This is a genomic window from Bacteroides oleiciplenus YIT 12058 (assembly GCF_000315485.1).
Taxonomy (GTDB): Bacteria; Bacteroidota; Bacteroidia; order Bacteroidales; family Bacteroidaceae; genus Bacteroides; species Bacteroides oleiciplenus.
Genome location: NZ_JH992950.1, coordinates 1 through 11,749, shown reverse-complemented (window position 1 = coordinate 11,749; position 11,749 = coordinate 1). Strand labels below are relative to the sequence as shown.

Below are 11,749 nucleotides of genomic sequence, written 5' to 3'. Positions count from 1 at the left end.
GTAACCATTCTATTTTCCGCCTTGACACGCATGTTCCCTAAACCTACCTTTGCGCCGTAACCCTTAAACAACAATGATTATGGCAAAAGAAAAAGTAAACTACCAGGAGGTATATGACCTCTATCAGTTATGCAGTGAGACCAAGGATCTTCGTGAGTTCTGTGCGGATTATGGAGTAAATTACGACAAGTTCATGAACTGGCAGCGTCATCAGCTATGGAGCGAAAAGTTAGGCAAGACAGTTCAGGTTGAGCAACCCAAGGTTGCCAAAGTCCGGATAACCGGCAAGCCTTGCAACAGTCCAACCGTAAAGTTGGAGGTGAAACAACCTGAAGGTGAATCTCCGATTAAGTGGGTAAAACTGCAATTGACATCAGGTGCCACACTGTTCCTGAGAAACACCACAGTTCTTGACTTGAGCCTGTTGCTTAATAAAATGATAGGATGATATGCTTGGACTGAGTGCTAACCTGAACTATTACCTGTTTAACGGTAATGTGGATTTGCGGAAAGGAATCTTCCGTCTGTGTGAGAGTATAAGGGAAGAGATGTCACTTGACCCGAGCGATGCATCCAATGTATATATGTTCATGTCCAGGAACCGGAAGGTCGTTAAGATACTTCATTACGAACGCGGTTTTTATGTGCTTTACGAGAAACGTCCTGTCATGGGAAAGTTCAAGAAACCTGTGTTTGATGAAGTTTCCAAATGCTACCGGATACAATGGTCGGACATGGCCTATCTTACTGAAAGTATAGTAGTTGACAAGATGTACGTTAGTCCGAAAGATTAATATTAATACATTGATTATCAACAAAATGATGCAAAAATAAACGATAAAAAGTTTGCGTAACTGCCTGATTTTTCGTACCTTTATATCATGATTGATGAAAGGGCATACGAGTTACTTTGCTGCCAGCTGGGTCTGGCGAATGAGGAAAAGGCAGGGCTTCGCAAACAGGTAAACGAACTGATTGCGAGGCTTAAGGCTATTGAAGAATCAAACAAAGAGAACTCCAAGGCTATGGTTGATACAATCAATGACCTCAAAGAATCCCTCGAAAAGCAATCGAGTACGGTTGAACATTACAGGAAAGAGATGGAACTTATGAGAAAGCAGCTTGAGGCAAAAGACGAGGTGAACATGATGCTGGCAAATGAGATATCCAATCTCAGGCTTCAGCTTGAGGGCAGCAGGAAACACCGTTTCGGCCGTACCTCAGAGCAAAGAAGGCTGCTGAACAACCGTAACATTGACAAGTCTGCAATGGAGAAGTCCGAGTACGACGGTTCTGGCAAGAAAGGTGATGATGATAATAAGACCGATGGTAACGGTACCGGCAGCAATACCTCTTCCGGTAACGTACCTGCACAGAACTGCAGGCCTTCAAGGAAAAAGGAAACTGCTCCCCGTGCAGAAAAGAGCAGACTAAAGGTGGATAAGGTAATTGTTCATGAAATAGAAGACTATTACCAACTCCCGGATGGTGCAAGGCTTATGAAGCGTAACGGAATGGCTGATGTGTGGGAATACAGGTTTATAGAACATGTGCGTGCTCATAACGTGGAGCATGTGTACAAGGTGGCAAGGGTAAAGCTTGCAGACGGCACTTTCACTAACACGATGGAGCATCCCTTGAAAAACCTTGGAGGAATCTTTTCCCCTGATTTGCTTGCCCGTCTGCTTTGTCTGAAATATGACTTCAGTATGCCTGAGAACAGACAGATAAGACTGCTTGCAAGAGAAGGCATCCACATAAGCAATACCACGCTGAACGGCTATATCCATAACGGAATCTCCAGGCTTAGGGAGTTTATGGAAGATGTCTTCAAGGAGTTTGTACAACAGGCAAAATACCTTATGGTTGACGAGACGACCGAGCTTGTCGGAGTTGAAACACCGGAAGGCAAGGCTTACAGGAGAAAGTATTTATGGGCTTTCTTTGCAAAGCATGTCAAGTTGGTTTACTATCATTACAATAACGGCAGCAGAGCCTCTGATGTAGCAAAGACCTTCCTTGAACATTTTATGGGATCTGTATCTACAGACGGATATACGGTTTACAGGATGTTCGACGGAGAAGACTCAAAGGTGCTTCATATAGGATGCTGGACACACTGCAGGAGGCTGTGGGTCGATGCCTTGCCATCAGACAGAACTGCGATGGATATAATAGACCCTATCGGTGATATGTTCAGAAATGAAGACTTGTTCCGCACAATGAAACTCAGCGGTGAGCAGATTAAGGAAAAAAGACTTAAGCTTACGAGACCTATTCTTGAACGTATCCATCATAAGGTGGTCATGATGATGCAGGATACTAAACTCATGGCAAACGAACTGATGAGAAAGGCTGTGAACTATACGATAAACCAGTGGAAATCCCTGAAAAATATCCTCAAGGACGGTGCGGCGGAAATATCGAACAACCTCTGTGAGCAAAGGATGAAACCTGTAAAGCTGCTGCTCAAGAACTGTATGAACATAGGCAGTGAGGATGCAGCAGGAAACTCGGCATTCATCTTTTCTCTGATAGAAAGCTGTAAGCTTAATGACATAGATCCTCAGGATTACCTGAAGCACTTGTTTGAATGTATTCTTCATGGTAAGGACTGCGACAAAAAAGCCCTTCTGCCATGTTTTTATCAATCGGAATGTTAAAACAAAAATATTTTCTTACGGATATTTTTATTTTATCGGCTGAAAAACAGCCGATAAAATTGTCGTGGCGGAAAATAGAATGGTTACTTAATGCTTTTCTTGCAAATATACAAGAAGGGCGTTCTCTTTTTTGTGGAGACTATGAATTATTCAGGTTAGGAAAATTCAGAAAGGAACACTTTGAATTCAAGTATTCACCTGTAAGAAGTTACTAATGACAAAAAAGAAATTGCCCGTTCGTTTTACGGGTCAGCACTTTACTATTGATAAAGTGCTAATAAAAGATGCAATAAGACAAGCAAATATAAGTAATCAGGATACGGTTTTAGATATTGGGGCAGGCAAGGGGTTTCTTACTGTTCATTTATTAAAAATCGCCAACAATGTTGTTGCTATTGAAAACGACACAGCTTTGGTTGAACATTTACGAAAATTATTTTCTGATGCCCGAAATGTTCAAGTTGTCGGTTGTGATTTTAGGAATTTTGCAGTTCCGAAATTTCCTTTCAAAGTGGTGTCAAATATTCCTTATGGCATTACTTCCGATATTTTCAAAATCCTGATGTTTGAGAGTCTTGGAAATTTTCTGGGAGGTTCCATTGTCCTTCAGTTAGAACCTACACAAAAGTTATTTTCGAGGAAGCTTTACAATCCATATACCGTTTTCTATCATACTTTTTTTGATTTGAAACTTGTCTATGAGGTAGGTCCTGAAAGTTTCTTTCCACCGCCAACTGTCAAATCAGCCCTGTTAAACATTAAAAGAAAACAGTTATTTTTTGATTTTAAGTTTAAAGCCAAATACTTAGCATTTATTTCCTGTCTGTTAGAGAAACCTGATTTATCTGTAAAAACAGCTTTAAAGTCGATTTTCAGGAAAAGTCAGGTCAGGTCAATTTCGGAAAAATTCGGTTTAAACCTTAATGCTCAAATTGTTTGTTTGTCTCCAAGTCAATGGGTAAACTGTTTTTTGGAAATGCTGGAAGTTGTCCCTGAAAAATTTCATCCTTCGTAGTTCAAAGTCGGGTGGTTGTCAAGATGATTTTTCTGGTTTGGTGTCGTCTTTTAAGCTGCCGCATAACGAAAAATGGTAGCCGTAGTTGCCGGATTTACAGCACTTTCGTATCAATTTAGCACTTCGGTTCGTTAAAAGCACCAAAGTATCAAGTTGGCACGAAAGCCGGCAATTATCGGCTACCATATGTGTGTGCCCTGCATATGCAGGACACACCCCGAAAGCTTTTCAAATAGTTCAAAAATACAAATTTAGTTTTACGAACCAAGTTTTCGGGGTGTTATTTTTCCAGAGGGTGCAAGTCCCTTACGAGCGGATTGAAACCCCGAATCGTTAGCAAGCTGCAAGGTGGTTTATCGTGAGGTATGCACTGAAGGAAGCAGAACTGCAAAAGTCTGTACCGACGAACAGAAAGTACATAAGAGGCATAACAATAAGGATGAGTATCCACAGCAATACGAAGTCCAAAACAGTGTTCTGAACATGCTATTAAATCAGATTATTGTTATGTAGATGTACCGGCGATAGACGGAAGGAAAAAGCATTTACCAGGGGAGGTCTTGGCGATTACGAGTTAATCAATCCAAGAAGTCAGCAGAGGTCATAGTACTTGAGGGCAAACGAGGTGCGAATAGATACCGCATAGGTCTCACAAACAAGGAAGGACTGAACGTAAAGAGGTTTTCAATAGGTAACGGAACACATAGTAGCCCTACTTAACGAAAACAGGTTAAAAACAACTAAAATGATAACAAGAGTAGTACATCCGTTTAATCTTCAAAGAGCATTGGAACACGTGATTGCCAATAAAGGTAGTGCGGGTGTTGATGGTGTTTCTATAAGAGAGCTCCGCAAGGTGTTTTCTGAAAAGAAACTACAACTGATTGAAGCAATCAAACAAGGCAACTATCAAGTACAACCCATTTTAGGTATTGAAATTCCGAAAGGAAATGGGAAAACTCGATTATTGGGTGTTCCCACCACTACAGAACGTGTGTTGCAACAAGCCTTAGCACAAACTATTGCACCACTTTTTGAGCCCGAATTTAGTAATTACAGCTATGGATTTAGACCTCACAAGAATGCCCGACAAGCCGTTGGACAATCTCGGGATTACATCCATTCAGGATTAAACCACATTGTGGATATTGACCTGAAAAACTTCTTTGATGAAGTTGACCACTGTTTATTACTGAATTTAATCTATCAAAAAGTGAAATGCAAAGCTACCATGCAACTCATACGCAAATGGCTCAGAGCACCTATTAAAATCAACGGAAAGCTACGAAAGAGAAGAAAAGGCGTTCCGCAAGGAAGCCCTTTAAGTCCATTATTGTCGAACATTTTACTACATCAACTGGATAAGGAAATGACTCGAAGAGGACACAAATTTGTACGTTATGCGGATGATTTTAGTATTTATTGCAAAAGCCACAATCAAGCCAAGGCAACAAGAGTGGTAATTGAAAAGTTTTTGAAAAACAAACTCAAATTAACTATAAATGAAGAAAAGAGTGGTATCAGAAAACCAATCCACTTCACAATTTTGGGTTTCGGATTCGTACCTACGTACGAGAAAGGAAGTAAAAATCAATACCAACTTATTGTATCGGAAAAAGCATGGAAGAAACTAAAAGAACGACTTAAAACAATCACCCGAAAAACCACACCAGCCACATTTGAAGAGCGTATTGCCAAGATAAAAGAAGTGCAACGCGGATGGTTGAACTATTTCCAAGGCACGAGTATTTTGGGCAAATTACGAGATTTAGATGGTTGGCTTCGCAACCGACTGCGCTATTGCATTTGGCATCATTGGAAAAAACCCGAAAGGAAAAGGAAAAACCTGATTCGATTAGGTGTAGACCAAGACCATGCCTACGCTTGGAGCAGAACACGGAAAGGCGGTTGGGCAATAGCACAAAGTCCTATTCTAGGCACTACCATTACTTTACAACGCTTGAAGAAAAGAGGATATGTTTCCTTAACTGAATTACATTTACAACTTAACCCATCTCTTTGCGAACCGCCGAGTACGTGACCCGTACGCTCGGTGGTGTGAGAGGCGCACTCCGTCAGTTACTGGCGGAGCCGTCTACTCGATTATGCGGTCGGTTTTCATTTTCTCTTCTTTCTCGTTAATTTGTCAAGCAAAGTTACTAAATTTGCAGTCAAGCAATTTCAATTTTTGAATTATGTATTTCAGCAGACCTTGGACTTCTATCTAAGTGATAGGCAGTCCTGAAAATTCCAATCTCTTTTAGGTCAAGACAATTAGTCTATGGGTTTCGTGTACCGACTTTTTTGTAAAGGCGTTACGTTGTCATAGTTGCTCTGTCGGGTAATACTGTCTATTCACTTCTCCACGATTTCTTAGATTCAACTAATAAATGCAACAGCATTTAAAATAACCAAGGGATGACATCCCTTGGTTGGCGTAAAAAATCACCTTAATTTTGTGGTTCCTACACTACAAAATTTATGGGACATTTAACGTTAGAACAAAGATACAAAATTGAGGCTTATAAAAGTCTAGGAAAAGGAATTACAGAAATAGCCAATTATGTTGGTCGGGACAAATCTGTGATTTCAAGAGAAATCAAGAGGAACGCCGATGCTAGAAGTGGTTTATATAAAGCCGATTTAGCGCAGCGAAAAACAATGAAAAGGCATCAGAACAAACGTAAACCATGTAAATTTAACGAACATATTGAAGCCAATGTAGTACACTATTTGAAACAGGATTTCAGTCCTGAACAGATAGTCGGAAGAGCTGCCTTGGAAGGTAAAGAAATGGTTTCTCATGAGCGGATATATCAATACATCTGGAAGGATAAACGAGGTGGTGGCAAGCTCTACAAACACCTAAGAACTAAGGGGAAGAAATATCGAAAAAGAGGTTTAGGCAAAGATGACAGAGGATTGATAACCAATCGGGTAGATATAGATAAGCGCCCCAGGATTGTCGAGGATAAGAAACGGGTTGGGGATTTAGAGATAGATCTAGTAATTGGCAAAGATCATAAAGGGGCATTGCTAACTATTAATGATCGCGCCACTGGGTTACTCTTTATGGGTAAGGTAGAGACCAAAGAATCAATCGAAATAGAAGCTAAAACAATTGAACTCTTACAAGATTGGAAACCGTTGTTACACACCATTACCTCAGATAATGGAAAAGAGTTTGCTAATCATCAGCAGATAGCAGAAAAGCTCGATATAGACTACTTTTTCGCTAAGCCCTACCACAGCTGGGAAAGAGGAGCAAATGAAAATTTGAATGGATTGATAAGACAATATTTCCCAAAAAAGTCTAATTTTACAAACATCACTCAGAAGCAAATTGACAGAGTAATAAGTATTTTAAATAACAGACCACGAAAAAGATTTGGATTTAAAACGCCCAATGAAGTTTTCGCTCAAAAATTAAACGAAAACATAGGTGTTGCATTTATAACTTGAATCCACCACAACAAAAATGATTGAACGTATCAAATCGTTGGGGGAAATGGAGACGAAGCAGAAATGTGTAGTTCAACGGTTCGAGATTATCATTCCCCTCCACCAAAAAATAACGACCCAATATATAGCCTCCGCAAGTTTTACTTGCGGATTTTTTAGTTATCGCAGATTGGACAAAGGTTTCTTTGCTACTTTCTTTGTCCGCCATCATGCTCACTGAAAGAAAGTAGGGCGGCTCTCGCCGCCCCGCCACTCAAAAGCGTGTGTAAAGTCCCGTCACCATCGTGAACATTTCCTCCAGCATATCAAAATAGATACCCTCGTGTACGGCAATGTCCTTTGTCTTGCACTCAAAGGTCTTTTTGCTGAACGTCCTGCGGTAGAAGCGCATATTGTAGAGGTCTGCCCCTTCGTCATAGATGATGTCAAGGCGGTTGGCACTTGTTTTGTTCCTTGCAAGGCTCATCCGTAAGCCGTTGCCCATATCTATGAAATCACGGCTACCTGTCATGGCGGTGAAGCGTTTTCCGCCTATCTGCTGTAATATCGTCTTGGCTATCATATCTTTTGTTTTTAGGGTTTTAAGTATTGGCGGTGCGGACACCGCCATCCCGTTCAAAATTCTCGCATTTCGGAAATGGGGGTCTGCCGTTGTAGCCACTCTTTCACACATTCCATATTGTACTCGCTCGTGATGACTGCCGTATGGCTGTCGGTGGCGGTGAAACGTGTGCTTTCGTAATCATCTATCCACCCCTTGAGGGTGTCCGTTCCCCACGCTCCGGTATCGTCAAAGATACCGTCCAATGCCGTGATAGGTTCGCTGAACTTGACTATCAGCGTTTGATAGGTCGTGTTCATAGTCTGTCCTCCTTTCCCTTCTTTGCGTTCAGCCACTTGTCCCGTGCGGCTCGGCACTCGTCCAACGTGGGTTTGACACAAGAGAACAATTCTCTGTCTATGGGGTGGCGGTAGTCGTACTGCACAAGTGTCCGCCTGCGTCTTCCGATACCCGATTGGAAACGCTCGTATTTCTCCGTACCTGCTTCCGCGCAGGTGCTTACTCCGTTGATGGTCATTCGTGTTGTCATAATGTTGCTTTTTAGATGGTTAAAAATGTACTGACAGAACTCTGTTCTTCATCACCATTTCGGGGTTGCTTGTGTAGCGTTGGTGCAGGTAGAAATGGTGTGAGCCGAAGCCGTAAAGGAAAAACTTGTCAAGTTCGTGCTTCTCGGCAAACTCCTTTACGCTCTTTCTCAATTCCCCCTCACTCGTTGTGAGAGTGAGGAGGTTCACAAATTCAAGGAACATCGTGGGGATTGCATCATCCCACACACAAATCATACTTTCAATTCTTACTTCCATATCAATGTTGTTTTAGGGGTTATGCTATGCCGCTTTCATCCGCTCACGGATAAGGTTGGCGTTCTTGTTCACAAGGTCTATGATGCGCTCGTGATATTCGGTGTCCTGGTTGTGCTTGCCGTGGCACTGCACCACTTCGAGGGTTCGCAAGTCCACCTCTACGGTTTCAATAATCTCATCGCCAATCCTTGCCGATAGTATGAGGGTGTCGGCTTTCTTGTAGTATCCACTGCCAAACACGCAGATGCCCTGCGTCTTGCCCTCGTTGTAATACTCGTCTATGCTTTCAAGCACCTTGACGATTATTTCCTCGTCCGTGATTACCAAGCCGAAGAATTTGGATTTGTTGGCGATGAAATCCTCCGCATCTTTCTTTCGTTGGAGTTGTCGCTGTTGCTCACGCTCACGCCTTTCAATCTCCCAACGGCGTTGCTCTGCGGCTCTTTCCTTCTCGTGTATGGCTTCAATTTTTCGGGTTGCGTTGTCGTGTGCCGCCATGAAATCTTCGGGACAGATGTTCTTCGGGTTACGGAGGTCTTGACCGAGTTTTTTGAGCATACGCAGATAGTCGCACCACATTGAGAGGTTGTCTATCTGATACTTGTGACGCTTGGCAATCAGATATGATGCCCAACATTCATCGGCAGTACGGGTATTGAAAAGAAAGTGTTTCATGACCTCAATCTCACCGCCTTTCATAAGGGTTTCAATTCTTGGGTCTGAAAGCAAGGCTTTGAAAAGACGCACGGGGGAGATGCCGTGGAAATCGCCCTTGAAGCCGTTACGTCTGAGTTGGGGCAATATCCTCATCTTTGGATATGCACAGCTTCTTGCCACCACATCATCGTATAGGCTGTTGTGCGGTCTTACCTCCATATCGCTGCCTAATGCCCACACATCGCAATAGCAGAAAAGGAAGCCACGGAGCAACGCCATGTCCGTAACCTTGCCGTCGGGTGAAATCCAACGCTGCACGACCTCGTGGCAGTAGAAACGCATCGGTTCGCCTTTCCTGCTCTCGCATCTGACCTGCGCCACGCGGATTACCTGATACCCTTTGCAGGTGGTTATCACGCTGAAATTCTGCGTTTCCTTGTAGATGCGTCTGCGTGTGTCCTGCACTTTGAGTTCGGCATGGCATTTGGGGCAGGTGCAGCCTTCAAGGGTGTCGCATAGTCCGCTGTCGCTGTGCCACTCGTGACCGCAGTCGGAACAGGTGATGTTCCCTTTCTTGGTGCGGTAGCCGATATGCTCAACGCAGTGGCGGTATGCCCAATCTATTTGTGTCGCTGATATGGGGCGAAGGTTGGCGGAAAGTCTTGCCACCTCTTTCTGTATCTTGGTCTTCGGTTTCATAAGCCTAAATCAAATAATGAGGGTTGGGGTTGGTTTTCTTTTCTCGCTGACGGTCTGTGGCGGTTCTGCAACTTGCGGAGTTCCTCCTCTTGGTATTTGCGGACAGCGTTCTGACGTGCCTCCGCCTTTTCCTCTGCCGTGAGTTTCACAACGTGGTTCACAACCACTTGGCAGTCCATCGGTTTGCCCACCTCTATCTCGTTTTCCTCATAGTAGTGGATGGCTTGCCCGAATATTTCTCCGTCCGTGAAACCGTTGCAACCGCTTTTCTGCACATAGTTCAGAATGTGGGTCACGCACTCGTCCATGTTCTTGGCAGGGTTGCGGTACTTCTTTGCAAATAGCGCATCTTCCTCCGCACGCTGTTCCAAGTACATATATATCGTTCTCTTGAAATGGTCTGTTCCTTTCATATCGCTGTCATTTTTAGATTATCTGTTTCAGTATCTCTCTCCAATAGGTCGGCTCTACCTCGCTGAGAAGGAAGTCCATGAAATCCCTCCGTGCGTCCTTGTTCAGTTCGTGGTACAATCTTCGGAAAGTTTCAAAATTGCCGTTGATGTACGTTTCCACCATATACACGAAGATGTTGTCCACCTCGTAATATCTGCACTGCTGCGCTGCCGTCTTGCTGTTTCTTTTTGCCATGTCGGTAAGGGTTAAAGGGTGAATAACCAAAGGATGAAGCCAAAGAAGGCAATGGTGGAAAGGATAGCCACGATTACACCTATCGCCACTCGGAACACTCCGTTTACAATCTCTCTGATGATGCCCCAAAGGATGCCGAACACCCCGAAGGCGGTGCGCATCATCAAGCCGCATATCGCCAACCCGATGTGTTGCGCCATTTGTCTGAAATTTGCCGTTGCCGTCATATCTTCGCTGTTTTTGATTTTTTTGTTTTTAATGCGGATTCAAGAGCTGAGGGAGTTGAGTTTCAAACTATCTTATCTGCCTCTCGTTTATCCGACATTTTTTTTATGCGTCTTTCTGTCGCATCGGTCGTTTTCGTTTCGGGTGCTTGAAAAGGTAGGGATTAGGGAATGCAAGGTTTTTCGGTCAAAATACTACCCGCAGGGCTGGAGATTTTTACCGAAAACAGGAGGCTTGACCTTGCTTTCCCGTCCAATCCCGGAATTACCTTTGCGCCCAGAACGAAAATGACTGACTGATGCGGCTTACTGAAAGGCGCAAAATGGAGGTAAACGAAAACAGAGGCAGATTGTGTAGAAAAAAACTTCAGGGGAAAATCCGTAAAAAAAAGAATCACCAAAAGGAAAAAGACATCACCGGAAGCGTGAAAAGGGCAAACCACAACAAAGGAAGTATGATTGTTTCCGATCCGACGGAACTTGTTCAGCCGGGTGGCAACAATCATTCTTCCCGGTTTGTCCGGCTGTGTGTGGGCGCCTGTTTCATTCATGGGGCAGGCTGACACACTCTGCATTCACTTTCCGCTTCCGGCAAAAGAGACAGCGAAAAAAGAAAAATCATTTGAAAACCCGTAAAAGCACCTCTTGGCATAGGCGCAAAAGAAAGGGGCATTGCTTCATCTGTCTAAACATCGTTTAGGCGTGAGGCAATGCCCTTTTCTCCAGCTATGCGGTAGTCGGCACACGTTTGTTCCAAACTCGTTTTGGGCAATGGTGTGCCGACGGACAATACCGCTTTTACGGAAAATTCTTATGAATGAGGGGATAAAAAACGGGAGTTTATATCAAAATCTCGAATTAAATAGCTACTTTTGCATACGAAGAGTTCTTTGAAGGTTACGCAACGCGCAGAAGGATAATGCAGTAGATAACTAACTAAATCGTAACCTATTACTATCAAGAGCAATTAACCTACGCTCATTTCCAATAAATTACACTCTTTTCGTAACTTC

Annotated in this window: 15 protein-coding genes; 7 read left to right on the top strand and 8 right to left on the bottom strand. The window is 43.2% G+C overall.

Annotated features, from left to right (window positions below; translation table 11 throughout):
* Positions 1–79: 79 nt before the first annotated feature.
* The 6 genes from HMPREF9447_RS27205 to HMPREF9447_RS27175 all read left to right on the top strand — a co-directional run bounded on the left by HMPREF9447_RS27205 (position 80) and on the right by HMPREF9447_RS27175 (position 7,140).
* On the top strand, positions 80–448 hold the full coding sequence (locus HMPREF9447_RS27205; protein ID WP_009131422.1) for a hypothetical protein: 369 nt from the start codon (positions 80–82) through the stop codon (positions 446–448).
* 1 nt (position 449) lies between these two features.
* The gene (gene tnpB / locus HMPREF9447_RS27200; RefSeq protein ID WP_009131421.1) at positions 450–794 is read left to right on the top strand and encodes an IS66 family insertion sequence element accessory protein TnpB; all 345 of its coding nucleotides are present in this window, start codon (positions 450–452) and stop codon (positions 792–794) included.
* Between the two features lie 87 nt (positions 795–881).
* Entirely contained in the window at positions 882–2,663 is a 1,782-nt protein-coding gene (gene tnpC / locus HMPREF9447_RS27195) for an IS66 family transposase (RefSeq protein WP_009131420.1), read from the top strand.
* A gap of 214 nt (positions 2,664–2,877) precedes the next feature.
* Positions 2,878–3,678 (top strand): 23S rRNA (adenine(2058)-N(6))-methyltransferase Erm(F), encoded by an 801-nt coding sequence (gene erm(F), locus HMPREF9447_RS27185; protein WP_004295323.1) that lies wholly within the window; start codon positions 2,878–2,880, stop codon positions 3,676–3,678.
* 745 nt (positions 3,679–4,423) lie between these two features.
* On the top strand, positions 4,424–5,719 hold the full coding sequence (gene ltrA / locus HMPREF9447_RS27180; RefSeq protein WP_007567572.1) for a group II intron reverse transcriptase/maturase: 1,296 nt from the start codon (positions 4,424–4,426) through the stop codon (positions 5,717–5,719).
* Between the two features lie 440 nt (positions 5,720–6,159).
* Positions 6,160–7,140 (top strand): IS30 family transposase, encoded by a 981-nt coding sequence (locus HMPREF9447_RS27175; RefSeq protein ID WP_009128829.1) that lies wholly within the window; start codon positions 6,160–6,162, stop codon positions 7,138–7,140.
* Between the two features lie 253 nt (positions 7,141–7,393).
* Here HMPREF9447_RS27175 and HMPREF9447_RS27170 read toward each other — a convergent pair whose 3' ends face one another.
* Genes HMPREF9447_RS27170 through HMPREF9447_RS27135 form a run of 8 tightly spaced genes read right to left on the bottom strand, consistent with a single transcriptional unit; the run spans position 7,394 to position 10,739 of the window.
* Complete coding sequence (locus HMPREF9447_RS27170) at positions 7,394–7,702, bottom strand: hypothetical protein (protein WP_004304290.1); 309 nt, start codon at positions 7,700–7,702, stop codon at positions 7,394–7,396.
* 53 nt (positions 7,703–7,755) lie between these two features.
* The gene (locus HMPREF9447_RS27165) at positions 7,756–8,001 is read right to left on the bottom strand and encodes a DUF6956 domain-containing protein (RefSeq protein WP_004291529.1); all 246 of its coding nucleotides are present in this window, start codon (positions 7,999–8,001) and stop codon (positions 7,756–7,758) included.
* Complete coding sequence (locus HMPREF9447_RS27160) at positions 7,998–8,231, bottom strand: DUF3873 domain-containing protein (protein WP_004304291.1); 234 nt, start codon at positions 8,229–8,231, stop codon at positions 7,998–8,000. Before HMPREF9447_RS27160 ends, HMPREF9447_RS27165 begins: the two co-directional genes overlap by 4 nt.
* A 19-nt stretch (positions 8,232–8,250) precedes the next feature.
* Complete coding sequence (locus HMPREF9447_RS27155) at positions 8,251–8,508, bottom strand: hypothetical protein (RefSeq protein WP_004291531.1); 258 nt, start codon at positions 8,506–8,508, stop codon at positions 8,251–8,253.
* 24 nt (positions 8,509–8,532) lie between these two features.
* Positions 8,533–9,864, bottom strand: coding sequence for a PcfJ domain-containing protein (locus HMPREF9447_RS27150; RefSeq protein ID WP_004291532.1), 1,332 nt, complete (start codon positions 9,862–9,864; stop codon positions 8,533–8,535).
* The gene (locus tag HMPREF9447_RS27145) at positions 9,861–10,277 is read right to left on the bottom strand and encodes a PcfK-like family protein (protein ID WP_004291533.1); all 417 of its coding nucleotides are present in this window, start codon (positions 10,275–10,277) and stop codon (positions 9,861–9,863) included. The genes HMPREF9447_RS27150 and HMPREF9447_RS27145 overlap by 4 nt, the downstream gene beginning before the upstream one ends.
* A gap of 13 nt (positions 10,278–10,290) precedes the next feature.
* Positions 10,291–10,512 (bottom strand): hypothetical protein, encoded by a 222-nt coding sequence (locus HMPREF9447_RS27140; protein WP_004291534.1) that lies wholly within the window; start codon positions 10,510–10,512, stop codon positions 10,291–10,293.
* A gap of 11 nt (positions 10,513–10,523) precedes the next feature.
* Entirely contained in the window at positions 10,524–10,739 is a 216-nt protein-coding gene (locus tag HMPREF9447_RS27135) for a hypothetical protein (protein WP_004291535.1), read from the bottom strand.
* Between the two features lie 347 nt (positions 10,740–11,086).
* Here HMPREF9447_RS27135 and HMPREF9447_RS29525 point away from each other — a divergent pair, with 347 nt between their 5' ends.
* Positions 11,087–11,299, top strand: coding sequence for a hypothetical protein (locus tag HMPREF9447_RS29525; protein WP_171031146.1), 213 nt, complete (start codon positions 11,087–11,089; stop codon positions 11,297–11,299).
* Positions 11,300–11,749: the final 450 nt, after the last annotated feature.